Annotated in this window: 17 protein-coding genes; 5 read left to right on the top strand and 12 right to left on the bottom strand. The window is 35.8% G+C overall.

The genetic code is table 11. The annotated features are described in order from the left end of the window. Positions 1-82 precede the first annotated feature (82 nt). Positions 83-3,880 carry a sensor histidine kinase gene (locus BXY64_RS07445; protein WP_120239262.1) on the top strand — a complete coding sequence of 1,266 codons (3,798 nt, stop codon included), beginning with the start codon at positions 83-85 and terminating at the stop codon, positions 3,878-3,880. 78 nt (positions 3,881-3,958) lie between these two features. Here BXY64_RS07445 and htpG read toward each other — a convergent pair whose 3' ends face one another. Further along, complete coding sequence (htpG, locus tag BXY64_RS07440) at positions 3,959-6,010, bottom strand: molecular chaperone HtpG (protein WP_120239261.1); 2,052 nt, start codon at positions 6,008-6,010, stop codon at positions 3,959-3,961. A gap of 655 nt (positions 6,011-6,665) precedes the next feature. Between htpG and BXY64_RS07435 the strand changes: the two genes are divergently transcribed. From BXY64_RS07435 to BXY64_RS07420, 3 genes are all read left to right on the top strand, one after another. After that, positions 6,666-9,296 carry a DUF5686 and carboxypeptidase regulatory-like domain-containing protein gene (locus tag BXY64_RS07435; protein WP_120239260.1) on the top strand — a complete coding sequence of 877 codons (2,631 nt, stop codon included), beginning with the start codon at positions 6,666-6,668 and terminating at the stop codon, positions 9,294-9,296. 606 nt (positions 9,297-9,902) lie between these two features. After that, the gene (locus BXY64_RS07425) at positions 9,903-10,646 is read left to right on the top strand and encodes a DUF6261 family protein (RefSeq protein WP_120239258.1); all 744 of its coding nucleotides are present in this window, start codon (positions 9,903-9,905) and stop codon (positions 10,644-10,646) included. Positions 10,647-10,731: 85 nt separating this feature from the next. Continuing rightward, a complete protein-coding gene (locus tag BXY64_RS07420) occupies positions 10,732-11,028 on the top strand; it encodes a hypothetical protein (protein WP_120239257.1) in 297 nt (98 codons plus the stop codon). Between the two features lie 252 nt (positions 11,029-11,280). On the opposite strand, the gene BXY64_RS07415 is transcribed toward BXY64_RS07420, so the two are convergent. From BXY64_RS07415 to thrA, 11 genes are all read right to left on the bottom strand, one after another. Then, the gene (locus tag BXY64_RS07415; protein WP_147375938.1) at positions 11,281-12,543 is read right to left on the bottom strand and encodes a M28 family metallopeptidase; all 1,263 of its coding nucleotides are present in this window, start codon (positions 12,541-12,543) and stop codon (positions 11,281-11,283) included. A 151-nt stretch (positions 12,544-12,694) separates the two neighbouring features. Next, positions 12,695-13,735, bottom strand: a complete 1,041-nt coding sequence (locus BXY64_RS07410; RefSeq protein WP_120239255.1) for a WD40/YVTN/BNR-like repeat-containing protein — start codon at positions 13,733-13,735, stop codon at positions 12,695-12,697. A gap of 95 nt (positions 13,736-13,830) precedes the next feature. Then, positions 13,831-15,789 carry a dipeptidyl-peptidase 3 family protein gene (locus BXY64_RS07405; RefSeq protein WP_120239254.1) on the bottom strand — a complete coding sequence of 653 codons (1,959 nt, stop codon included), beginning with the start codon at positions 15,787-15,789 and terminating at the stop codon, positions 13,831-13,833. 39 nt (positions 15,790-15,828) lie between these two features. Beyond that, positions 15,829-16,626, bottom strand: coding sequence for a hypothetical protein (locus BXY64_RS07400; RefSeq protein ID WP_120239253.1), 798 nt, complete (start codon positions 16,624-16,626; stop codon positions 15,829-15,831). Between the two features lie 2 nt (positions 16,627-16,628). Further along, positions 16,629-17,822, bottom strand: a complete 1,194-nt coding sequence (locus BXY64_RS07395; protein ID WP_245996617.1) for an aspartate aminotransferase family protein — start codon at positions 17,820-17,822, stop codon at positions 16,629-16,631. 53 nt (positions 17,823-17,875) lie between these two features. After that, entirely contained in the window at positions 17,876-18,583 is a 708-nt protein-coding gene (locus tag BXY64_RS07390) for a LytR/AlgR family response regulator transcription factor (RefSeq protein ID WP_120239252.1), read from the bottom strand. 166 nt (positions 18,584-18,749) lie between these two features. Then, a complete protein-coding gene (locus BXY64_RS07385; protein WP_120239251.1) occupies positions 18,750-19,439 on the bottom strand; it encodes a TrmH family RNA methyltransferase in 690 nt (229 codons plus the stop codon). Between the two features lie 70 nt (positions 19,440-19,509). Next, a complete protein-coding gene (locus BXY64_RS07380; RefSeq protein ID WP_054717818.1) occupies positions 19,510-19,782 on the bottom strand; it encodes an HU family DNA-binding protein in 273 nt (90 codons plus the stop codon). A gap of 432 nt (positions 19,783-20,214) precedes the next feature. Next, complete coding sequence (thrC, locus tag BXY64_RS07375) at positions 20,215-21,510, bottom strand: threonine synthase (RefSeq protein WP_120239250.1); 1,296 nt, start codon at positions 21,508-21,510, stop codon at positions 20,215-20,217. Between the two features lie 21 nt (positions 21,511-21,531). Continuing rightward, complete coding sequence (locus tag BXY64_RS07370) at positions 21,532-22,458, bottom strand: homoserine kinase (RefSeq protein ID WP_120239249.1); 927 nt, start codon at positions 22,456-22,458, stop codon at positions 21,532-21,534. 68 nt (positions 22,459-22,526) lie between these two features. After that, a complete protein-coding gene (thrA, locus tag BXY64_RS07365) occupies positions 22,527-24,962 on the bottom strand; it encodes a bifunctional aspartate kinase/homoserine dehydrogenase I (RefSeq protein ID WP_120239248.1) in 2,436 nt (811 codons plus the stop codon). 754 nt (positions 24,963-25,716) lie between these two features. Here thrA and BXY64_RS07360 point away from each other — a divergent pair. Continuing rightward, positions 25,717-26,448, top strand: a complete 732-nt coding sequence (locus tag BXY64_RS07360) for a hypothetical protein (RefSeq protein ID WP_120239247.1) — start codon at positions 25,717-25,719, stop codon at positions 26,446-26,448. Positions 26,449-26,513: the final 65 nt, after the last annotated feature.

Here is a 26,513-nt window from a genome sequence, read left to right as displayed (position 1 = left end):
ATGCATGATTCTTTGTTAAGATTTGAATTGCTATACTTACATTTTAATTGTAAATTACAGCAAACCCCTAGTCTTTACTATCATGCTAATCAGGTCTCCCCTCTTAAGTAGAATATTACATTGGATAAATAGTCTACCTATTAAATCAAAACTAATTTTATTACTAACTGCAATCAATCTATTTGCTATTCTCGCCATTACATTTATTACTTTAAATGGTGCTGATTCACTGAAAAATAGCTTACTTTCCAATCTTGAGAACACCTTTCAGCAAAACAAACGGTCCTATCAAGAATTATCGCACAAAGCTATACAGAATCATATTAATGAACTGGATCTAGAATATCAAAAGTACATTGAACATTACGGAAATAACATAGCCAATGAAATTGCTCAGTTTTTATACCAACGCGATGACGATCTTCTACTATTAGCAAACCTTCCTCTTTCAAATAAAAATTTTGAAAACTTCCTAAATCAGAGAACCTCGCACATCCGTATTCAAGGCGAATATTTCTACGATGAAATTTTTCACAAGTGGAAAATCAAATCAACACCTCCTCAAAAATCTGATACAATTCCAATTCCTCTGGAACAAAATGAACACTTTTTCAATTACAATCCTCCCTACAGCATTAATACTCGCGAAATTCCCATATACAGGGAAATTAGCTTCTTCGACCTGTCGGGACAAGAAAAAATAAAGTTTGGGGATATTTCAAACAGCTTGAATAATATCCGTTACAAGAAAAACACCTACATCCAATCGGAGAACTATTTTAGTGAAATACAAAATCTAAAAAAAGGTGAAATTTACATTAGTCAGCTTATTGGTGCTTACGTTGGCTCACGTATTCGTGGGATTTACAATAAAGAGAATGCAAAAAAAGCAGGAGCAAATTTTAATCCTGAAAAATCTGCTTTCGCAGGAATTGAAAATCCAAAAGGAAAAAGATTTGAAGGCATTATTCGCCTGGTAACTCCCTATTATCAAAACAACATTAAGATTGGCTATATTTCTATTGCCCTTAATCACCGACACATTCAAGAATTTACAGATTACACATCTCCGATAATGGGTGAAAAAAGGGATATCCCAAATTCAGAAACTGCCAATTACTGTTATATTTGGAGTAATGACGGACTTATAGTTAGCCATCCAAAAAACTACTACATCATGGGCTACGATCCACAAACCGGGAAACGAGTTGCTCCTTGGATGGATCATGAATTATATGAAAAATGGAAAGCTTCTAAAATTACCGACGCATATACTTTCCTAAAAAGTATCCCCAAATGGCAAAATCCAAAACAATTGAAAAAGCCATCCAAAAAACAACAACTTGATTCTGCCCAAATGGGACTCGATATGCGCTACTCAAACGAACCAATGTGGACAGGATATGGACTATTCCAAATAACAAAGAATGGAGGTTCAGGCTCCTATCAATATTACTGGGACAAAAAATGGAAACTAACCGCTGTCTCTCCTATACCATACTACACGGGGAGATATGCAAAATCAAAACGTGGCTTTGGAATTGTTTGTCTTGGCGCCGATGTAAAAGAATTTCACAAAGCAGCTATAGCTACAGAACAAAAGACCGGTGAAATAATTGCTAAGGGGAATGAATCTATGAATCAAAGTTTAGATCAAAGTAGAAACTACATTCTTAATTTTGCAGTAAGTACCAAGAAAAATTTCGGCCTGATAGCAGCAATTGTATTCATACTTGTTATTCTTGTTTCTATAGGTATTTCGGTATACTTAAGCTCGAAACTAGAAAACCTAATCATTGGAACCAAAGAATTTGGGAAAGAGAATTTTAGCTACAGAATTCCTCATAAATCAAGAGATGAAATTGGCATATTGGAAGCTGCTTTTAATTTAATGGCTGACAAGTTGCAAGCCATATATAACAAACAAAAACAAACCCAAAAGAATCTAATTGAACAAAATGCTAAGTTAGAATACACAAGCTATTTCCTAAATCAGTTGAAAGAACACTCACCAGATGCCATACTTGTGCATTGCCCAAATGGAGAAATACAATCTATAAATAAGACTTGTGAAGATTTATTAGGCTATTCCAGAGAGGAAATTCTTGAGGTAAATATTCAAACATTAAGCACTCCTCCTTATTCACAAGAAGAGGCTTTGGAAAAAATAAAAACTGCTCTGAATAGAGGAGGAAATGAATTCGAATGGTGTCTTCAGAGTAAATCTGGCAAAAAAATCCCAAGCATTGTTAGAATGAGAAAAATCGTGGTTGAAAACGAAGACTACGTTCTTTCCTTTATTACCGATATCAGAAAACGTAAAAAAGCTGAAACGGAATTAGCAAAAGCTCATCGTCAATTGACAGACATCATCGAATTTTTACCTGATGCCACTTTTGTAATTGACAAGGAAAAAAAAGTGATTGCCTGGAATCGTGCTTTGGAAGATATGACATTCATTTCGAAGTCTGATATGCTAGGCAAAGGAAACTATGAGTATTCTATTCCGTTTTATGGTACGCGCCGTCCTATACTTATTGACCTGATAGGTAATGATGATTCAGCACTAAAAGACAAGTACAATAATGTAAGTGAAAAAGGCCAATACATAATGGGTGAAGTATATGTACCTTCCTTATATGGTGGAAAAGGTGCTACAGTAAGAGTAACAGCCTCACCTCTAATCAATGAAAAAGGTAAAATGTATGGAGCCATAGAATCGGTTAGAGACATATCACATTTAAAAGAAGCAGAGGAAAATTTAAAAAAATCTGAAGAAAAATTTAGAACAATTTTCGATCAGGGAGTCCTAGGAATTTTTCAAACTACATTGGATGGAAAATTTATCAACATCAATAGAGCACTTGCTAAAATGATAGGCTATGATCATCCTGAAGAAGTTCTCTCTTCTGCTAATAAAAAGACTCATGAAATATATCTTTATCCTGAACGAAGAAAATTAATCATTGATAAATTAATGAAGGTTGGTAAATTAACAACCTATTCAGAAAAACTCAGAAGAAAAACAGGAGAAATATGGACTGGAAATATCAACGCAAGATTGGTAAGAGATTCCTTTCAAAATCCTCTTTATATAGAAGGGTTTATTGAAGATGTTACAGCCCTAAAAGAATATGAAGAGCAACTGATTAAAGCAAAGCATAAAGCTGAAGAGAGTGACAGGCTAAAATCAGCCTTTCTGGCAAACATGAGTCACGAAATCAGAACTCCTCTTAATGGTATTCTTGGATTTTCGAGTCTTTTAACCTCCGACAATCTTAAGCCTGAGAAAAAAGATAAATTTATTAATATCATTAATCAAAACAGCAATCAGTTGGTTCGAATTATAAATGACATACTGGATTTTTCAAAGATTGAGATAGGTCAACTTGTTATTAATAAAACCAAATTTAATGTAGCTGATCTGCTAAATGAAATTTATACTGCCTCATTAGAGCAATTAAACGAAAAAACCAAAAGTCATTTACAACTCATTCTTGATCTAAAACCTGAACTTTCAGAAATACAAATCAACTCTGATAGAGTTCGAATCAAACAAATACTTTCAAATATTGTAGAAAATGCTATTAAGTTCACCTTAGAAGGATCAATCTCTTTTGGTTTTGACATAAAGGAAAATATTGGTATCCAGTTTTTTGTACAAGATACTGGTATCGGCATCCCTCCAGATATGAGTAAGGAGATCTTTGGTAGATTCAGGCAAGTAGAAGAAGATCATACCCGAAACTACGGAGGCACAGGTCTGGGCTTGTCCATTTCAAAAGAACTGTCAAAGTTATTGGGAGGTAAAATTTGGTTCGAATCAATACGTAATGAAGGCACAATATTTTACGTACTCATTCCCAATCAAATAAAATGATAATGCAAAGCACGAATAAACAAAAAAAACAGCCGGACTTGTAAAGTCCGGCTGTTACTATATATGAGATGATGTTTCTTATTTAATCATATCAACGCTACGCTTCACAAATTTAGCAAGCTCCTCACCTTTTAACATGTTGTTAGCCAACAATGCAAGGTCGATCAACTGTTTTACCAATTGGTTATCTTTACCAAACTCATTTAATAAACCTTCTTTCTCAGCATTTACCTCGGTAATTTGCTTCTGGATGTCGGTCATTTTATCCTTTTCCTCCTGAGGAACTTCTTCTTCTTTCTTGTCTTTCTTCAAAGCTTCCAAAGCATCTCTCTCTTCGAAAAGTGGAGTCAGCTTTGCTGAAACATCCGTAAGCTTATCACTTAGCTTTGCATCCTTATCTTTCAAAATGGTGCCCACCAATTCGTGATCGGTATTTACAACCAAATTGTAAGAATCTGGCATTTCACCATAGAATCCCATTCCAGCATTCATAGCTGCCATGTCTTTCATACGACGCATAAATTCAGCCTGAGTAATCATTAATGGTTGTGCTTCCTCTCCTAAGGATTCGAAAGTAACCATATAATTCACTCCTTCGGTTGGCAATTGCGAGTTGAATACAGGAATCAAATCAGTTTTTTCTTCTTCTGATAATTTCGATTCTTTTACTTCATCTTTTTGGATCAACTTGTCAACTACATCAGAATCAACACGAACATATTTCTTGTTGGTTTCTTTCTGCTCCAGGTGGTTGATAATGTGATTGTCCAACTGACTATCCATCAACAATACATCATATCCTTTAGCTTTGGCAGCCTCAACATACGAGAACTGAGCATCCATATCGGTTGCATAAAGATTAATGATATTATTGTCTTTATCTGTTTGATTTTCCTTGATGATTGCTTCGTACTCTTCCAAAGTGAAATACTTTCCTTCGGTATTCTTAATTAAGAAGAATTTCTTGGCTCTGTCGAAGAATTTCTCTTCAGTCAACATTCCGTATTCAACGAACATACGAAGATCATCCCATTTGCTTTCAAACTCGGTACGATCTTTTTTGAAGATGTCCATTAAGCTATCAGCAACTTTTTTGGTAATGTGATTCGAAATTTTCTTCACATTTCCGTCTGACTGCAAGTAAGAACGAGATACGTTCAATGGAATATCTGGTGAATCAATAACTCCGTGTAATAAAGTCAAGAATTCAGGAACGATTCCTTCTACCGAATCAGTAACAAAAACCTGGTTGCAGAACAACTGAATTTTGTTCTTCTGAATTTCTACACTGTTCTTGATTTTTGGGAAATATAGAATTCCTGTTAGGTTGAAAGGATAATCAACATTTAAATGAATGTGGAACAATGGATCCTCACCCATTGGGTACAACTGCTTGTAGAAATCTCCGTAATCTTCTTCTTTCAAATCGGCTGGCTTCTTCGTCCAAGCTGGGTTTGTATCATTGATTACATTATCTTCATTTGTTTCTTCTTCCTTACCATCTTTCCACTCTTTCTTTTTACCGAAAGCAATCTCGATTGGTAAGAATTTACAGTACTTGTTCAACAATTCCTGAATACGGCTTTCTTCCAAAAAGTCTTTTTCTTCTTCAGAAACATGCATTACAATATCAGTACCTCTTTCTGCCTTCCCAACTTCTTCAAGTGTGTATTCCGGATTCCCTTCACAGCTCCATTTTACAGCCTTCGCTCCTTCTTTATGAGAAAGAGTTACAATATCTACTTTATCAGATATCATGAATGAAGAGTAGAACCCTAAACCAAAGTGACCAATAATGGCATTCGCCTGATCTTTGTATTTATCAAGGAATTCTTCAGCTCCAGAAAATGCAATTTGATTGATGTATTTCTCAATCTCTTCCTGAGTCATACCAATACCACTATCTGAAATCGTAATGGTTTTAGCTTCTTTATCAATGTTCACACGAACAGTTAGGTCACCTAATTCTCCTTTGAATTCGCCAGTTGAAGCTAAAGTTTTCAACTTTTGAGTTGCATCTACTGCATTGGATACAATCTCTCTCAAAAAGATATCATGATCCGAATACAAGAATTTTTTAATAATCGGAAACAGATCGTTACTGGTAACACCAATTTTTCCTGTTGACATAGTTATATTGTTTTTAAAGATTAATTTTCAAATTTACTCTTGCCTTTAGTCAAAGCCTGTGCCATTACAATAATTATGACATTAAGACAGGAAAGGTGAAAAAAGTGCAGAATTCTGTCAGATTTTATCAATAAAACGTGCAAAAAGTTCATTTTTTTCAATATAATTCATGATTGATTTTAATGAATTAACTAGCCAAACCAATATTTCGGTACGCTGTACCTCTTTCCATAATATATTCTGATGCCTACAAATATTTTCGGTGCTCTGCACCACACGAAAATTCAACTAAAAAAGATAAAACAAGCAGCAGAGCTGTGCAATATTTATAGAATTATTTAGCTAAAAGTGTATCTAGGTGCAGAGCACCGAAATCTGTTACTTGTAGCAAATTATTTCTTGTTATTACATGCCTCTAAAGCTGTTAAAAAAACATAAAACTTCTTAAACCGTTTAATAAAAAACTATGATTTTCATAAATTCACGCTTAACTTGATTGTTTATACTATTAATCTTTGCAAGCAATCCATAATCTAAAAAATTCATTTTTAATTAGATCCAATACGTGTTTCTATTCTTTCAAACATCATATATAAGTTAGAACTGTAACAATAAACCTACTAAACCGTCACACACTTATTAAACAAAGCCAAACATGACAAAATTTTACACTATCATTCTCTTCTTCCTGATTTCTTTATCGGGACATGCTCAAAAAATCAGCGGTAAGATCACCAATTTAGAAGGAAAACCCATTCCGTTTGCCAACATTTACATTAAAGAATTGGCAACCGGTACCACATCTAATATCGATGGTGAATACCATATGGACCTTGCCAAAGGAACATGGAATTTACATTATCGATACCTCGGATATCAAACCAAAGAGGTTGTAGTTAACATGACAGAAAACGACCTGAACATGGACGTTGCCCTGGCTCCTCAAACCTACCAGCTAAAAGAGGTGAAGGTACTGGCCAGCGGCGAGGATCCTGCTTACTATGTAATGCGAAAAGCCATTGCAATGGGCGATTATTACACCAAGCAGGTTAGCCAATACAACAATATGGTTTACCTAAAAGGATCGGGAAAAGTAACCAGCGTACCCCGATTATTTAAAAAGAAACTGGCAGAAGAAGGCATTACTGTAGGAAAAACTTTCGTAACCGAAAACATTTCGAAAATTCACTTCGAATTGCCTGATAAGGTGAAGGAAGAGGTTATCTCCATACGATCATCTGGTTTGGGTGAGCAAGCAGATCCTATGCAGTTTATTACTGCCAATTTGTACAATACTAAAGATGACGGATTCATCTCTCCGCTCGATAAAACTGCTTTTGCAGTGTACCGCTTCGAACTTGAATCGGTTTTTGAAGATCAAGGGCGAATGATCAACAAAATTAAGGTAACACCCAAAAGAAAAGGAAAAGATTTGTTTCGCGGTTATATCAATATTGCCGAAAACTACTGGAACATTCACTCTGCCGATTTAAAGTTGAATTTACCAATGACTGATGTGCACATGCACCAATTGTATGCTCCGGTAAAAGAAGAAATTTGGATGCCAGTAAGTTTCGATTTCAATATCCAATTTAAAGGCATGGGTTTCGGGTTGGAAGGCATGTATGTAGCCTCTATTAAAGATTATCAGATTACTTTGAATCCCGATTTGGATCATGATTACCTGAAAAAACTAGACATTTCTAAAAAACAGGAAGAAGCACAGGTGGCAGAATTGGGCAATCAGGAATCGAAAGTATTATCGGTAAAAGAACAAAAGCGCAAACAAGAAATTCAAACGCTTCTGGAAAAGGATGACATGAGCAATTCCGAAATGCGCAAATTGGCTCGCCTAATGGAAAAAGATACCGAAAAACCTAATAAGGAAAAGGTGCGAGAGCCATTGGAAATTAAAATTGAAAAGGTAAAAATGGCCAAAGATGCCAAAGATAAAGACTCTTTGTATTGGGCAGAAATGCGTCCAATTCCTTTATCGGAAGATGAAAAAATCAGTTTCGAGAAAAAGGACTCTATGGAAATCGTTCGCAACACTCCTGAATACAAGGATTCGGTGCGTATGGCCAATCGAAAGTTTAAGTTTGACCACTTGCTTTTCGGTAAAACATACAAATACAAAGAATCGAACTCAAATTTCACTACCCCCGGAATATTAAGTTTCGATAAAGTATCATACAATACGGTTCAGGGATTTACTTTTAATGCACCATTTCGATATACCAAATCCGACACTTTGGGGCATTTGTTCACGTTAAGTCCGGAATTCACCTATGCTTTTTCGAGAAAACATCTCGATTATTCATTAAGCACATATTATCGTTACAACGGATTAAAACGATCGTACATTGGTTTTGGTTTGGGAAGCAAAGCAGTCGATTTTAATGAAAAAACGGGTATCGATCCACTTCTGAATGCCATCAGTTCATTGTATTTTAAAGACAATTACATGAAACTGTACGATAAAAACTACATCAACATTTGGCACAATACCGATTTGGCAAATGGTTTAAGATTATCTGCTAGTGTTGAATATGCAAATCGAAAGCAGTTGTACAATAACAACTCATGGTACATTTCCGATCCTGATGATAATGAATATACCATCAATATTCCTGAGGGAGTAAATCCAATGTTGGTGCAGGACAACAAATCATTTAGTGTTGAAGCAAAATTGGAATACACGCCACGCCATAGATATTCTATCGAAAAAGGTGTAAAACGCATGACCTGGTATCACAATCAACCAACATTCGGCTTAAGGTACAAACAAGCCATTAAAGATGTTTTCGATTCGGAAGCCGATTACTCTTTGCTAGAAGCCTCGATTAGACAAGAGTTTGAAACCGGATTTAATGATAGAATATCCTATAACGTGAAAGCAGGAACCTTTCTAACTAGTGACAACATGCACTTTTCGGATTTTAAACACTTTAATACCAGCAAACCTACTGTAATGTTGGGCGGTGGTTTAAACACTTTCCGTTTGTTGGATTACTATCAGCACTCAACCACCGAAGATTATCTTGAGGCTCACCTGCAATATGAGTCTGACCGATTCTTACTGAAACGTTTGCCAATTTTGAACAATTCATTGGCCATTCAGGAAAGAGTTTTTGCAAACTACCTAACTCACGAAAACAAGAAAAACTATTGGGAAGTGGGTTACGGATTATCACAAATCTTCCTTTTCATGGATGTTGAAGTCGTTTGGAGTTTCGATGGCAAGCATCACAGAGATACTGGTGTGAAATTGAAATTTAATTTTTAAAATTTTTCCAAAATATCATTAACATAAACCTGTCAGAATTACAAATTCTGGCAGGTTTTCTTTTATGCCACACCGTAGAGACGTAGCATGCTACGTCTCTACCCAAATAACAAATTGCCAACAGATTTTCCTTTTCACTATCTGTCGAGAGCTCTTTTCCATTGAAATTTTCCCCTCCCCGATCATCGAGAGCATTTTGCCATTGGATTTTGACAACTCTAGCTGTCGAGAGCATTTTGTCCATTGGTATTTTGCAACTCCAGCCGTCGAGAGCGTTTTGTCCGTTGTTTTTTGCCAACTCCAACCGTCGAGAACATTTTGTCAAGTAATTTCACCTAGCTTTTTTCATTGAGGGCGTTTTGTCAAGGGTTTATTGCACTCGCTTAGAGTAAAGCATATTTTGCCAAACAAATTAAAAACCGAAACACAAAAAACATTTAAATTACGAATAACTTTCATAAAATCAAGCTGTCAAACGTGCCAAGTTTGCTAAAATATTAAAATCAGTATTTTTATACTGATTAACTTTTAAAATTCATTTTACTTTCATAATTTAGATTTACCCAATAATACAAAACCTTATATCACAAACCAAAACATTGAATTATGGAAACAAAAATCCTAAGTCGATGTGATGCCGATGAAGCAAAACACATCGCAACTAGCTCACTAACACGACTGGAAGATCTCGATTTAAGTGGAAATCCTTATTTAACTGAAGTAAAATCGAAATTGGTTGCCGAAACTAAAATTCTATCAGGAGCTTTAAGTGTAGAAAGAAAACATGAGTACACCAATGAATTGGCTAACTTGGATCTTAATTTTGACAACAGAGTAATTTGTTTGAGAAAATTTATTGAAGCAAACACTTACTCTTCTGACGAAACAATTGCCAAAAACGCCGAAAAAGCCTTGGATAAATTAGAAAGTTACGATAGTACTTTCTACAAATTGGGTTACGAAAAAGAGATAGCTCGTGCTTTTTCATTAGTGGAAGAATACGAAAAACCTGATATGAAACCAGTGGTAGAATCATTGGTAGGCGTTACTACTCCAATAATGGAGCTAAAAACGGTTGCTACCCAGTTAAATACACTATATCTTAAAAACCAAGACATACAAGCATTAAAGGAAGATACGATCCCTTCAACAATTCAGAAAAAAGTGGTGATTGATATTTTCAATAACGAATTACTACCTTATTTAATGGTGATGAAACGTGTACAACCTGATACTTTCGGTGAAACCTACACAAAAATTACACATTACATAGAAACCATTAACACCAAGATAAGGGCTCGTAGAAACCGTCCTGATTCCGAAGAGGAAGAAAACAGCGAGGCGGAATAAGTTATAAATATTTAATTGGGTAGAGACAAGGCTGCAAAGCCTTGTTTCGTTTTTTTTTATAAAATTATCAAACATTAATGCTCCAATGAAATTAAAAGCAGCTTTCACCCTTAAAAGGCATATGGAAGATTTCATTATCAAAAAACTATATGAAGAAACACAAGATTTACGCGAGTTACCTTCTTCTATAAAAAAGTCAATCATTAAGCACAAAATTGATGAATATAGTAACGAATTGAGAGAATTATCTCCAATAATTGAAGCGTATTTTGCCGATGACGTAGCTTTAAACATGAACTTTTCAAGTTCAGAATTAAATTTAATTATCGATGAAGCTGTCAGTTACGTGCGATTCGAACTTCTTGAAATGACTTCTAAATGAAAATCGCCATTGATTGGAATCGCAGGTTTATCGCATCACATGTTTAATTATATTTATAAACCTACCAGGACTTATGTTGGCTACCGTACAGACGTAGGATGCTACGTCTCTACTACCAAAACCAAAAAGAGCCTTTGCTAATAGCAAAAGCCCTTTGTGTTACTTCGTGAAAACCTTTTTACCCTTTGTGGTAAATTTTCCTTTAGTTTTGAAATATTGATACCCTCACTTGAAGTGAGAGCATCAAAATACCTATTTCATTTCCGTATAATCTCTTACCAGCTTAAAGATTCCTTCGAATTGCTTGTATGATAATTTATCTGCAGTATCGGTTGTTTCGTGGTAATCGGCATTATCGCTATGGGTATAGAAAAACACAGCTTTTACGCCTTTGTCGTGAAATGGTGCATGATCCGAAGAAGAAGATTCACCTGTTGGATACATTTTAAATACATAGTTCTTTTCCTTATTAATGGCGTTGATCTTTTCCATTTCGCCAGGTACACTTTTACCATTAATCACATAAATGCCCTTCTCTCCTGTTGCTACCATATCGAAGTTTAAAACCATTTTGGTTTGCTCCAATGGGAACAACGGATGTTCTACATAATGCGTCGATCCCAATAAACCAGCTTCTTCGGCACTAAACAATGCGAAAACCAAAGTATAATGTGGCTTCTTCTTTTGGGCTTTAAAATATTTTGCCAGGTTCATTACCATGGCAACGCCGCTGGCATTATCGTTTGCTCCTGGATACATGCTATCGCCATAATATCCCAAATGATCGTAGTGAGCAGTAAACAGAACACAGGTATCTGTTTTGCCAGGAATATACCCCACCAAATTCTGTGTTTTGTAGTCCTCAATAAATTCACTCTGAATGTCGTACTGAATGGTTTTTATCTTAGGATTAATCACATCTGTTTTAACCAGTAAAGTGGTAAAGTCAACCAACTTGTTCTTTGCTGAGTATTTTAGTTTACCATTGATTAGAACCATTCCCTTTGCATCGAAAACATTCTTTTTCATCATGGCCTGTGCAAAGTTGTACAATTCTGGATTGTTTAAACCAGTTGAATCAATTGCCAGGAATGAATTGGAATGGTCTTTCTTCATAAACGTACCCAAAGCATACGAGTTTGTAAGAATATCCTTGGTAATCCATGTTAGTTTGGCTTCACCTTTCCCTGCTTTTGCATTCGGATTTACTACATATTCGCTTGCAGGCTTTAACTCCTTTCCATCAAGAGCTAACTTGGTGTTTTTTGCAAAAGTATTCACCGAAATTGAATATGGCTGATAATAATTTTCAGTAAGAGATTTCAACTTAATACTTTTCATCTCCTTAGAAAGATATGCAGCAGCAATACTATCTCCTTTATTCACATATCCACGTCCATGAAATTCTTTGGAACTCAATTTTTCCACCAGCTTTTTGGTGTATTCCATGTCCTGAGCAAAGCCAGTACACGACAACATTAAACCTGCAATTGCAAGTATAAATTTTCTGTTCATTACTATTTGTTTTGGTCTTATTGTTAGTGAAGCCAAACCAGATGGATTTGCCTGCACGATTGTCCTGTTATACCATTAAAATTTCAGTGTGAGTTTGAGCCAAACCGTGAAATCTTAAATTGAAATGCCGATATATAATTAGTAATCGGTATTATTTTTTCTTCAGATAAAACTTTACAACACTTCCTTTTCCGCCAGCCAAATAACCTATTTTGCTTTTGGCATCGTAATCGAAAGTATGAAATGGTCTGTTGTCAATCTCGGTCCAATTTTCTCCATCGTCAACCGAGAGTGCAGTACCACTTGGTCCGGTAGCCATCCAAACATTGATATCCAATTGCTTCACACACTCTTTAAATGCCAATTTTCCTGCACCTTGTGCCAATTTCCAGTTTTTCCCTGAATCCTTCGAAACAATTACATTTCCCTTGCAATCATCAATCTTCTTATAATTACCTCCAACCGAAATGGCTTTGTTCTTGTCATTGATATAAAAAGAGTAGATTCCTTCTGTTGATGTCCCTTGTATAATTGGCGTTTCACTCACCACCCAATTCTTTCCCTTATCGGCCGAATAAAAAATTCTGGAGTGCAATCCTCCTGTTGCAATCCATACCTCATTATCTCCACGAGTAATGATTCCCGTACCGCTGGCCGCAAAAGCATATTCTCCTTCCTTTAAATCAGGAATTTCATTAGGTATCAACCTCTCCCAAGATTCTCCTCCATTGTCGGTAATCAGCACATATGGCTTTTCATCGATAGCATCGCTGGTCAGGATTCCATCCTTTTTATTCCAAAAATCAATCCCATTGTAAAAAGCCTTGTCATGCTTATTCTGCTGAGTCATTTTCCAGTTTTTGCCTCCATCCTTGGTAATATAGATTCTTGAATCCTCACCATTTCCACAACTCATTAGTATTACATGATTCTGGCTAAACATATGAAGATCTCTAAAGTCTAGTTTTTCAGCACCAGGTACAATTGCTTTCTGCCAGCTTTTTCCACCATTATTGGTGTAGCAATAATTTCCATTTGTTCCACCAAGCCATACACATGAATCATCAAACACCTGTATTGAACGGAATGTGGAAGTGGATGGTACTTTCTGAACTTGAAATTCTACAAAATGTTTTTGTGTGAACGCTTGTAAGGAAAGCGTTAGTAATATTAGAGTCAGAGTTTTTTTCATAGATCATAAAATTACAAAAAAAAGAGGTCGAAGCGACCTCTTTTTTTGTTATCTATTTCCTAAATCATGTGAACGAATAAAACTTAGGGCTCACTTTAATTAATGTGTGGCAAGAATGAATACTTATCACCATACTCCAACATTTGTTCCATAAAATCCATAGGATAGGATATTTCAACATCAACAATCTCATCATTTTCAATGATAGGATGATAATCTGGATTGATGAAACCAGCATATGCTGCAAGTTTTAGTTTTTCGAATCGCTCTTTTACCTCTTTATGAAGTTCTTCATCAACTTTAACACCGTAATTTTCAACCAAAGCTTTACCTGCTTCAAGATCTCCTTCTGATTTTATTCTTTGTACTTCGGCAAGCAATTCTCCAAATAGGCCTCTCAGTTTTTCGTAATCCTTCACCACAAAGAAAGTTTTATCTTCTTTCTTCACTTGCTCAATTGCACTCTCCCCTCTTTCATATACCCATTTTGCAATCAACTGCCTGTTTCGCATGTGCGATTCCTCAATATCCTTACCCAATTCTATACGGGTAAGCTGAGTCAACAATCCGTTACGGATGTATCCATCGTACTCTGCTTTTGCAACATCCAAACTTGGCATCAATCCAATTTCAACCATCTTCGGATCCATCATATAGTACAGTGCAAACAAATCGGCTCTTGCCTCTTCCAATGTAGAATGGTAGTTTTTCAAAGCATCCATTCCCACACCTGGCAGTAATTGTCCGGATCCATGCCCCAAACATTCATGCAAATCGGTATGCAGGTTTCCGCCTAAATAGCCATGCTCTTTGGCTCTTGCTACTTCCTCTTGGGTGTAAGCAAACTCATCTACCATTCCACTTTTCAGCGATGATTGATGATATGCATGTGTAATATTATCTATGGTTACAGATTTACTTCCATGCTCTTTTCTAATCCATTCGGCATTTGGCAGGTTGATTCCTATTGGAGTAGCCGGATGACAATCACCACCCAACATGGCAACTGTAATTACTTTGGCGCTCACACCTTTTACCTCATCCTTTTTAAACCTATCATCAACAGGCGAATTATCCTCGAACCACTGTGCATTATCCGAAATAATTTCCGTACGCTTGGTCGCCTCAATATCTTTAAAGTTCACAACTGATTCCCAGCTTGCTTTAAAGGCCAGTGCATCACCATAAACCTCAATAAATCCGTTGACTACATCTACATGAGCATCCAAATCCTTCACCCAAAGAATAGAATATTCGTCGAATGTTTTTAAATCGCCTGTACTATAAAAATCAACCAATTTTATTAATGATTCTTTCTGAAGATCACTATCGGCAACCTCTATCGCTTTCTCTAACCAGAAAACCACTTTCTCAATTGCAGGAGAATACATTCCTCCAAGCTTCCAGATTTTCTCAACTAATTGGCCATTTTCCTTGGTTAGTTTAGAATTTAAACCAATAGACAGAGGTCTCTCAGTATCCCCCTTATCAGCATTAGAGTAGAATTCTTCTACCTCTTTTTGGGTTACTCCTTCGTAGTAATTATTAGCCGAATCAGCAATTAAATCCAAATCAGGGTTTAAAACAACACGTTTTGCCTCAGTATTTTCCTCAAAAATTACCGGCACCAATTGATTCATTAAATCTATTATCTCTTCTTTTTCGCCTAATGGCAACAAATCAGGATTGGTATTGGCTAACAAGTCTCCAAAATATTCCTCATCGAAATCTGGCAGAAACTTATCCATCGAATAATGATGGTGAATACCATTGGAGAACCACACTCTTTTTGTGTAAACCAAAAAGCTTTTAAAGTCTTCCGACTCTCTATCTCCATCGTATGATTTTACAATGGCTTCTAAAGTTCTTCTAATTCTTAAATTGTACTTGTTATTCTGATCGAATAAAATATCACGTCCGCACCTTGCTGCTTCAGCCAAAAAGTAAATCAGCTTTTTTTGCTGTAAACTTAAATCTCCAAAGCCTGGTACCTGATATCTTAATATTTTAACATCGGCAAATTGTTCCGTCTGATATTTAAATGTATCGCTCATTAATTATACCTTTTTTATAAACAGATTTTCTTAACGGTATTACTTGTTTCTAACATCCACATCTTCCTGCAGCATCCAAATTCCCTTTTTCAACTGTAAAGCATCGTGTGTAAAATCCGGACCGTAATATTCAAATTGGTTTGCGAATTGAGGTTTGGAAGGCGACAAATGATCGAACACCAATCTCTTTTCTTTTTCCTGGTAATTGATACTCATTCGTGCTTGCTTTGCATATTCGAAAATCACACGATTAAGTTGTTTTCCTCTCCAGGAAATAATAGGCTTTCCAAACTTTATTCCCGATTTTTCAAAACTTAGCACCTCTATCAGTTTCTTATTGGTTGAAACATTGTTTCCATCCCATCCCAATAGCAAATAGCTTGCTCCACCTTTCGATTTAAATGGGATAATCTTATAATACAATGCTCCCGGCCAATTTTCCGGCTCATATCTGGAGAACATATCTCCATCCGTTTTATCGGAAAGAAGTTTCACCTTTAGTTTAGATTTCTCCTTGTATTGAAGTATTCCAAAATACTTATAACTTCCATCGGAAAGCACACAATTCCAATTGTAAATTCTAAATCTAAGATCTGGTGATGTAATTTTTCCCATGTGGTTAAGTTTGGAAAAAGTATAATCAAAACTCTCCTTTTGGGGTAAGACGCGCAAAAACGAATCTTCAATTTTCTTACAGATTACAAATTTTGTCGAATCATTGTCAGCTTGAACCAACTGTTCAAAATCACCTGCAATTTCCTTCTCAACTTCCGATAATTGTGCATTGACACCGAAGCCCATGCACAACAGAATAATTACAACACCAATAAATCTCATGCTTATTTATTTACTTTATCCATTGCCTGAATCAAAAGATTGGATGCATGATGAATTTCCTCATCGGTAATATTCAACGGAGGTGCAATACGGTATGCATCATCACAGAAAAGGAAAGCATCCATTACAACTCCCAGTTCATGTGCTTCTTTCATTATCTCCAACATGATTTCTTTCGATTCCACAATAACTGCCACAAAAAGTCCCAGTTGACGGAATCCTTTCACCAAAGGATGATCTTTTAGAAGCTCTACAAACAACTCTCCTTTGCGCTGAACATCATCAACAATATTTTCTTCCAAAATAACCTCTAATGAAGCTTTGGCAGCTGCACAACAAACCGGATGCCCCCCAAAAGTTGTGATATGCCCTAACATTGGATTGGTTTTGAATGAATCCAAAATTTTCTTGTCAGAAATAAAGGCACCAACTGGCATTCCTCCACCCATTGCTTTTGCCAAGCACAAAATATCAGGCACAACATCGAAATGTTCGAATGCAAATAATTTTCCAGTTCGTCCAAAACCCATTTGTACCTCATCGAAAATCAGTAAAGCTCCTTTCTCAGTACAACGGGCTCTCAAGGCTTGAATGTATTCTTTCGAAGGAATAATCATTCCACCTTCCGATTGTATTGGTTCTAGAATTACACAAGCTGTCTTCTCGGTAATTTGTTCCAAATCACCTTGATTTCCGAACTCAATCATTCTTACATCAGGAAGTAGTGGACGGAATGAATTTTTCATTTCCTCATCGCAAAGCACACTTAATGCACCATGTGTACTTCCATGATATGCTCTTGTAAAGTGAATAATTTCGGATCTTCCAGTATATCTTTTGGCTAATTTAAGTGCACCTTCATTGGCTTCACTTCCTGAGTTCACGAAGTAAACTGAATTTAAGCTATCCGGAAGATTATCGGATAATAATTTGGCGAGCTGAACCTGCGGAGTTTCGATAAATTCACCATACACCATCAAGTGCATGTATTTATCTACCTGGTCTTTTATGGCTTGCTTTACCTTTGGATGCCCATGTCCCAGGTTACTAACAGAAACGCCCGAAACGAGATCCAAATATGGTTTCCCGCTCGGGTCGTACATATATATACCTTCTGCTCTTTCTATTTCCAATGCGATTGGAAAATCAGAAGTTGTAGCTACGTGTTGTAGAAATAATTGTCTATTTGTAATCATATACAGAATTTTTATTGAATACAAAATTCAAAAAAATCCTGCGATAAAGAAAACTATCGAGTCATTAAATTGATATCACCCATTAATTTATCTCGGTACGATTTTCCAATTGGAATTGATTTTGGTCCACCATCAGTATCAATTATCACTGAATTATCCTCTATCATCTCAATTTTACTAAGATTTACAATGTAAGAACGATGAATTCTGGAGAAACGTGCTGCAGGCATTTTTTCTTCTATGGCCTTCATTGTAAAGTGAATGGTATACTTTTCCTGGTAGGTATTCACAACAACATAATTCTCTAATGCCTCAATCCAAAGAATATCGTCGTAGTTTAAACGAACAAGAGATGAGTTACTCTTAATAAAAATTTCGTTCTTATCTTGAATAAATCCTTCGCTATTTTTATAACGCTTATTTGCCTTATTAGCTGCTTTAAAAAATCTACTGTAACTAATTGGTTTTAGTAGGTAGTCTGTTACATCATACTCAAAAGCTTCAAGGGCATATTGCTCTTTTGAAGAAATAATAATAATCTGAGGAGTTGTGTTAAGGCTATTCAGAAATTCCATTCCACTCATTTCCGGCATTTCAATATCCAAAAAGATTAAGTCTACTGGCTCATTCTTCTTAATATTATTAATAGCATCAATTGCACTTGGGTAGGATGCCCCAAATGTAAGAAAATCAGTTCTCTCAATATAACTCTCTACAACTTTTCTAGAAAGCTTATCATCATCAATTACAACACAATTCATATAGTGGTATTATTTAAATGTCAGGAATTAGCGAATAAATTTTATTTATCTATTCTAATAATGTCTTCATCAAAAATAATAATCTTTTTACCATTTCCGAAATATTTAATGAAAATATTAGAAGTCTAATTAAACACGTCTTAGGGTCTTCCAATTATTATCATTTTCAGCCAATTCCCCAACGTCTGAATTGCTCTTCCAACAGTTCATCTCCTCTTTTAACTGATTTTTTTAGCCACTCCAATTTAAGCTCTAAGCTTTCTTGTTCCGATAACTGCCAGTTTACGCCAGTTCTGCGCACTTTTGTCGCCAAATGATTCAACACAAGGGCTGCTGAAACCGAAATATTAAAACTCTCTGTAAAACCATACATTGGAATTTTAACAAACTCATCGGCATGATTCATTACCACATCAGATAAGCCGGTTAATTCTGTTCCGAAAAAAAATGCTGATTTCCCCTTTGACAAATCAAAATCTGGCAAAAGAACATCATTTGTATGAGGAGTAGTAGCAACAATTCTATAGCCTTTTTCTTTCAAAGAATTTATGGTATCAAGCGTATTCTCATCCTTTTCGTTGTACCGATGTAAATCCACCCATTTTGAAGATCCCATAACAACATCGGGATTTAGGGTATATTCGTTTGAGTTTTCGATTACATGTAAATCCTGAATACCAAAACAATCGCAAGAGCGAATTACAGCACTCGCATTTTGTGGTTGAAAAATATTTTCCAGAGCCACGGTAATATATCTTGTACGGTTGTCTACATTTTCATTTATCAGATTTTTACGTTTTTCTGTTGCAAATTCTTCAAGAAATTGAATTGATCTGATCAGTAAATCTTTTTCCATCTTTAAAATTTGTGGTATAAAAAAAGGAGGTATTTTCTACCCCCCTAATTTCTTATGACTTACAATATATTTATTGTACTGAGTCTGCTAATTCTGAACCAGCCTTAAATTTAATAACCTTTTTTGCAGGGATATTGATTGGCTTACCAGTTTGTGGGTTTCTACCAGTTCTAGCGTCACGCTTAGATACAGAGAATGAACCGAATCCAACAAGGGCTACTCTATCATCACCTTTTAATGCTTCAGTAGTAGTTTCAATAAAAGCGTCTAATGCTTTTTTAGAATCAGCTTTAGTTAAACCAGCCTTGCTAGCAATTGCATCAATTAATTGAGCTTTGTTCATAACTTTATAAAATTTTAGGGTTAAAAAATGCTTTTAAATTTGATTTCTATACAAATATAAATGATTTCTGGACGTTTGCAAATTTCAATTACGAAAAAATAAGAAAATTCATCTTTTTAAAATTAAAACATAATAACGAACCTGTAATTTTCGAACTGCACTGAATATGACACACACAGCAACAATTATTAAATCATAAAACTATTTATCATTGATTTTAATTTAACCAAATTCTATTTACGAAAAGCATTTGTAAAAACCAATGATTTAAACTAGATCTACAACACACCTCCCCTTACCTCCTTATATTCTGGAAGATACAAAAAATCACAATCCTTGGATTTTTTTCACACCCCTTATAAATACTTTATTCACAAGCATTTTAAACATTCAAAAAAAACCAAGCCTTTTGGCCTGGTTTAATCTTATGAACTATTGTTTTAACAGGTAATTTTTAAACTCCTGAAATTCTTTCCCGATAACATCACATTTTTTTTCCTTTTGCAAACATTCTTGTAAGTAATTGGGTATTTCCACCTCTTTTTCGATTACTTCTTCAACAATATCTTTAAACTTGGCAGGATGTGCTGTTTCTAAAAATATCCCAACTTGTTTTTCTCTATTAAGATATTTGTTAAGTCCCAAATACCCAACCGCTCCATGAGGATCCAAAATATAGCTTTCTCGATCAAAAACCTCTTTCATAATCACTTTGGTTTCCTCATCAGAATACCAGGCTCCTTTTAAATCTTTAATTACATCAGAGTATTTCTCCTTGTAAATCTCCATCATGCGTGAAAAGTTACTAGGTGCTCCAACATCCATGGCATTGGAAATGGTCTGAACCGATGGTTTAGGTTCATATTTTCCACTATCCAAATAGTCTGGTACAATTTTGTTTCTATTTGCAGCTGCTACAAAGTTATGAATTGGCAAGCCCATTTGCTTTGCCAGTAATCCTCCTGTTAGATTACCGTAATTTCCACTAGGCACTGAAACAACTACCTCCTTGTTTTTCTCTTGCAACTGAGCCCACGCATAGAAATAATAGAAACTTTGAGGCAACAGACGAGCAATATTAATAGAGTTGGCAGAGGTTAGCTTATATTCCGCATTCAAATCTTCATTTGCGAAAGCTTCCTTAACCAAAGCCTGGCAATCGTCAAACGTTCCTTCCACTTCAAGAGCTGTAATATTTTGCCCCATTGTGGTAAGCTGCTGTTCCTGAATATGACTTACTTTTCCTTTAGGATAAAGAATAATTACATTCACACCTTCAACTCCCAAAAATCCATTGGCAACAGCACTTCCTGTATCGCCTGAAGTGGCAACAAGTATGGTAACATCTTTATTGCTCTCTTTTGCAAAAGCACCAAGGCAACGGCTCATAAAACGTGCTCCAACATCCTTAAATGCACACGTTGGACCATGAAACAACTCCAAGCTATATACTCCTTCTTCTACCCGAACCAAAGGAATTGGAAAATTAAATACTTCCTGGCAAATATTTTTGAGCTCCTTTTCATTGATATCTTCTCCCACAAAATGTTTGGCCACTTCAAATCCTATTTCTGCAAGACTCTTATCAGGCAATTCATTAAAAAACTGATCACTCAGTTTTGGTATTTCTATCGGAAAAAACAGACCTTTATCGGGAGCTAATCCTTTTATTACAACCTCTTTAAAACTGTAACGCAATTCTTTATTATTGGTACTAAAATATTTCATTATCACTTAATATTTTCCTGATTATAAGATTTTAACTCCTCCCTCACTCACTTTCGACACATATATCTTATAGTCCAATTCTGTTCTTTTGAATACTGTATCCATTGCAGCAGCAATAACATCTGCCGTATCTTTACAATTTGCCAAAGCAAATACCGATGGTCCCGAACCAGAAATACTACAACCTAAAGCACCTGCTTCCATAACTGATAGTTTCAGTTCATCGAATTCAGGAATCAAAACTTTTCTTTGTGGCTCAACAATATGATCTTCCAACGATCGACCTATTAACTCATAATTTGAAGTATAAAGACCTGACATTAGTCCGGCAACATTTCCCCACTGACGAATGGCCTTTTTCAAAGGAATTTCAGGTGAAAGAAGCTCCCTTGATTCTTTGGTTTTAATTTCGATTTGCGGATGAATCACCACACACCATAAATCTTTTGGAGGATCGATATGAATCACATCCAATGGATTGTATCCCCTAATTAAACAAAAGCCTCCCAATGTAGCTGGTGCTACATTATCGGCATGAATATCGCCCGAAGCAACCTCTTCGCCAATCATGGCAAAATCTACCAACTGCATTCTTGAATAAGGACTTCCCAACAATTCATTAACCGCAACAACAGCTCCTGCAGCACTTGCTGCACTTGAACCGATACCACTTCCCGGTTTTATATTCTTTACAATCTCAACATCAAATCCCTGATCACTTCCCAAGTCATTCAATAATGCCTGAATGGCTACACCTGCAACATTTTTCTTTGGGTCGGTTGGCAAGTTCTCATATCCGTTCACCGGACTAATCCTGATCTTGTTTTCATTGTTCTTTTTAAAAATCATTTCGTCGCCAATTCCATCAATGGCAAATCCCAATATATCGAAACCACACCCAACATTTGATACACTTCCGGGTGCAAATACTTTTACTTCTTCTGACATCACATTTATTTTTTTACTACTGTGTTTCTTACAATAGTTTACTGATTCACGATTCAATTCTACCTCTCTTAATTTCTACTAACTCTAATTATATCACCAAAAATACCCGATGCCGTTACCTCAGCTCCAGCACCAGCTCCTTTAATAATTAAGGGCTGATCGTCATACCATTTGGTATTTAGCGAAATCACATTGTCCTTACCGTGAATATCGTAAAAAGGATGATCAGGACTTACTTCCTTCAAACTCACATTTGCTTTCCCATCTTTAAAGGAAGCGATATATCTAAATCGAACATTTTTCTCTTTCATTACCTCTCTCCATGCCTCGAAGTAATCATTATTGGCTTCCAAATCTTTCAAAAGCTCATCGGCAGAATTTCCTTGCAGGCATGATTCAGGAATCATTGGCTGATGCTCTACTTCATTTTCTTCCAATTGGTAACCTGCTTCACGCGATAAGATCAATAGCTTTCTAAGAACATCCATACCACTTAAGTCAATCTTAGGATCAGGCTCGGTAAATCCTTGCTCCATGGCCATTTTAACAGCTTCTACAAACGAACGTCCTTTATTGAATTCATTCATGATAAAATTTAAGCTACCTGAAACTACTGCATCAATTCCAACAATTTCATCGCCTGTGTTTACCAAACTGTTAATGGTACTAATTACCGGTAAACCTGCACCAACATTACTTTCGAACATGAATTCAACATTGTGTTTTTTGGCAGCATCTTTAATCTTGTTGTAATTAGAATAATCAGATGATGCCGCAATTTTATTACAAGCCACTATTGCAACTGTTGAATTTAATATCTGTTCATACACTTCGCTTACTTTATCGCTTGCAGTAATATCAACAAAAATTCGATTTCTCAGGTTCGATTGATCCATTAAGCGAACAAACTCCTGTAAATCTGCTTGAACTCCATCCTTGTTCAATTTCTCTTCCCAATTTTCCAGTAGTTTTTCATCTTCAGCAAAATACATTTTTCTACTGTTTGTAACTGCCCTAACAATTAATTGCAGCCCTTTTTCTTCCAGAAGATGTTCGTATTGATTTTCAATGAATTCGAGCAGCTTACCACCTACATTACCAAGTCCTGCAATATAAAGATTCACTTTTTTGTAAGTAGTATCGAAAAACTCTTCATGTATTACGTTCAGCACTTTTTTAATATCCTTGGTGCGAACCATAAATGTAAGGTTCATTTCATTTCCACCTTGAGCCATTGCTCTAATATTAACACCATTCTTGCCAAGAACGCTAAACACTTTACCTGAAATGCCTGGAGTAAATCCCATATCTTCACCTACAATGGCAACAATTGATAAATTTTCCTCAATCAATGGCTCATTCACCAGGTTCATTCTGATTTCCATTTCGAATTCTTCACACAAGGCTTCAACGGCCAACTCAGTATCATCCTTATGAATACCAACACTAATGCTATGTTCCGATGATGCCTGAGTAATCAATACCACATTGATTTTACGATGTGCCAAACTTGTAAAAAATCGAGATGCAAATCCACTAATTCCTATAACTCCACTCCCCGAAAGGGTAAACAAGTTAATATCGTTAACCGATGACAAACCACGAACTACAGAACGAACTTCACCAGGAGTTTTACTGATTAAAGTTCCCTCATCGTCAGGTTCGAAAGTATTTTTAATTCTAACATCAATTTGGTTCTGTACTACAGGAATTAAAGTAGGAGGATAAATCACTTTAGCTCCGAAATGCGACAATTCTATGGCTTCCTGAAATGACATTCTTTCAATAGGTAATGCTTGGGAAACAAATCGAGGATCAGCAGTATACATACCACTCACATCCGTCCATATTTCCAATTCAGAACAACCCAATCCTGCAGCCAGAATTGAAGCTGTATAATCCGAACCTCCTCTTCCAAGAAGCGTCATTTCTCCTTTTGCTCCAGAAGCTACAAATCCTGGAAATAATGCCACTTCGAATTCTTTTTCCTTTATTGATTCAAGGTTTAAGTTGGTTTGCTTCGCATTTAAATAAACCCCTTTCCCATTCTGAGTTTTGATGTACTCTCTGGAATCGAAATATGCTGTTTGTAATCCGGCATTGTTAAAGAATTCCGATATAATTGCCGAAGACAGCAACTCCCCCGAGCCCATTACAATACTTCGAACTTTCTCCGAGATATCTTCCAACAGGTAAATACCTTGTAAAAGCTCGGATATTTCTTCAAACTTAGCATTGATCTTTTCATTCAGATTGCCACTTACTCCAAGTTGCTGAATCATTTCCTGATGTCTCTGCTTCAGAACTTCCAGAACACTTTTGTATTCCTTGTTTCTTGTACTTGCCAGGCTAATACAGCGTTCCAATTCATCGGTAACACCTCCAAAAGCAGACACAACTACAACTTGCTTACAGCTTTTTTGATTCTTTTTGACAATCTCCTTCACCCGATTACAGTTATCTGCATTGGCTACCGAGCTTCCTCCAAATTTTAAAACTTTCATCTGCTTATTATTTGTTTTAAGGTCAGATGGAACTTACCAATCCTAAATAATGATGTTTAAATATGAGTTAATTATTATTTAGGAACGGACGTTTCATTTCCTTGATTTGTTTTGATAATTTCCTCTCCCTACAAATGTTGATTCCATCATCAATAATTATATAATGGTTATAGTTATTTGATATTTAGTGTTATTAATATCGTACAAATGAATTTACGACATATTAAACTATCAGGCACAAACATTTCTATGTACTTTTTGAGTATGATTATACCCACCTTTGGTGATATGTAATAATATAGACCCTTAAAGGGTCGTTGTAGTTGTGGTGGTAGTCGTAATATCAATAATGCCCATAGCGCCTCGCATACCAATAATTGGCATGTTCATCATAGCTATGTTAATATTTTTATGCATTAGCGAATATTACTTTTCGTTGTGAACGTCAAATATAAAGATTTTTTGTTACTAAATATTCATGTTCAGATAAAATTTAATCCTATCCCTGATATCGGCAGCACCCTATCCCTGTTGTCCACCGTATCATAACCTTGCTATAGATAATATCATGATCAGCGTATCCATCATAGCATACCTCATTCAAATTGAACTCAAGAATCAAACTCACCATCATACCTCCCCCCTTCAACACACTCTCTATTTGCTTGATTTTCTTTCGTTTAAGAAATCTTAATTAGACTCTTTCCAAATAATTGTCGTAAATTTAGAGATATTCACTAAAAACATATTTATCATGAAAAAGATGAGTTTAATCCTAGGCTTAGCTCTTTTCTGCACATTTGTTGCATTTAGCCAGGAGAAAGAGGAGAAGAAAACTGTGGTGGTAGAAAGTGTATATATTTTACCTAAGCGTGGAATGTCAGATAAATTTGAGCAAGCAATTAAAGCTCACAACGATAAGTTTCATCCTGAAGGAGATTATGTAGCAGGTTTAAGAAAAGTAGACTATGGACAAAAAGCCGGATGGTATGTTTGGATTATGGGCCCTACAACTTATGCTGCACTCGATACTCGTCCTCAAAAAGAAAACGGACATCATGAAGATTGGGAAAAGAACATTGATCCATTGGTAGAGAAATACGGAGCCGTAAGCTTATGGAATTTCAATGAAAAACTGTCTTTTGGTATGGACCTGGTAAAAAAATCGAAGCACTACGAAGCTTGGGCTGTTGACATTAAACGCGGACAGTATTATCGTTTTAAAGCAATTGCTGAAAAACTCATGAAAACTTCGGAAAGCTTAGGAGTTGCATTCCTTGTATTCAATAATCCACTGCACACACCTGGAGGTGCTGATGTTGGTCTGGTTTGGAATTTTGACAGTTATGATGCATGGTCGCAGGATATTGGTTTTATGAAGGCATACGAGAAATTGTATGGAAAAGGAACCTGGCAAAATATGATTGATGAATGGTTCGATATCATGGTTGATTACAATGCCGAATTACGATCTATCGTTCACTAAAAAAAGAATACATATCTATAAGCCGGATTGAAACTCTCATTCCGGCTTTTCTTTTTAATGAGTTC

The organism is Marinifilum flexuosum (assembly GCF_003610555.1).
Taxonomy (GTDB): Bacteria; Bacteroidota; Bacteroidia; order Bacteroidales; family Marinifilaceae; genus Marinifilum; species Marinifilum flexuosum.
This window is presented reverse-complemented; position numbering and strand designations above follow the sequence as displayed.

Excerpts from the sequence above, each read along its gene's own strand:
- htpG (WP_120239261.1), bottom strand. The coding sequence starts at position 6,010 with ATGTCAACAGGAAAAATTGGTGTTACCAGTAACGATCTGTTTCCGATT.
- BXY64_RS07415 (WP_147375938.1), bottom strand. The coding sequence starts at position 12,543 with ATGAACAGAAAATTTATACTTGCAATTGCAGGTTTAATGTTGTCGTGT.
- BXY64_RS07360 (WP_120239247.1), top strand. The coding sequence starts at position 25,717 with ATGAAAAAGATGAGTTTAATCCTAGGCTTAGCTCTTTTCTGCACATTT.
- BXY64_RS07380 (WP_054717818.1), bottom strand. The coding sequence starts at position 19,782 with ATGAACAAAGCTCAATTAATTGATGCAATTGCTAGCAAGGCTGGTTTA.
- BXY64_RS07390 (WP_120239252.1), bottom strand. The coding sequence starts at position 18,583 with ATGAATTGTGTTGTAATTGATGATGATAAGCTTTCTAGAAAAGTTGTA.
- BXY64_RS07370 (WP_120239249.1), bottom strand. The coding sequence starts at position 22,458 with ATGTCAGAAGAAGTAAAAGTATTTGCACCCGGAAGTGTATCAAATGTT.
- BXY64_RS07405 (WP_120239254.1), bottom strand. The coding sequence starts at position 15,789 with ATGAGCGATACATTTAAATATCAGACGGAACAATTTGCCGATGTTAAA.
- BXY64_RS07435 (WP_120239260.1), top strand. The coding sequence starts at position 6,666 with ATGACAAAATTTTACACTATCATTCTCTTCTTCCTGATTTCTTTATCG.
- BXY64_RS07410 (WP_120239255.1), bottom strand. The coding sequence starts at position 13,735 with ATGAAAAAAACTCTGACTCTAATATTACTAACGCTTTCCTTACAAGCG.
- thrC (WP_120239250.1), bottom strand. The coding sequence starts at position 21,510 with ATGAAATATTTTAGTACCAATAATAAAGAATTGCGTTACAGTTTTAAA.
- BXY64_RS07400 (WP_120239253.1), bottom strand. The coding sequence starts at position 16,626 with ATGAGATTTATTGGTGTTGTAATTATTCTGTTGTGCATGGGCTTCGGT.
- BXY64_RS07385 (WP_120239251.1), bottom strand. The coding sequence starts at position 19,439 with ATGGAAAAAGATTTACTGATCAGATCAATTCAATTTCTTGAAGAATTT.
- BXY64_RS07445 (WP_120239262.1), top strand. The coding sequence starts at position 83 with ATGCTAATCAGGTCTCCCCTCTTAAGTAGAATATTACATTGGATAAAT.
- BXY64_RS07425 (WP_120239258.1), top strand. The coding sequence starts at position 9,903 with ATGGAAACAAAAATCCTAAGTCGATGTGATGCCGATGAAGCAAAACAC.
- BXY64_RS07395 (WP_245996617.1), bottom strand. The coding sequence starts at position 17,822 with ATGATTACAAATAGACAATTATTTCTACAACACGTAGCTACAACTTCT.
- thrA (WP_120239248.1), bottom strand. The coding sequence starts at position 24,962 with ATGAAAGTTTTAAAATTTGGAGGAAGCTCGGTAGCCAATGCAGATAAC.
- BXY64_RS07420 (WP_120239257.1), top strand. The coding sequence starts at position 10,732 with ATGAAATTAAAAGCAGCTTTCACCCTTAAAAGGCATATGGAAGATTTC.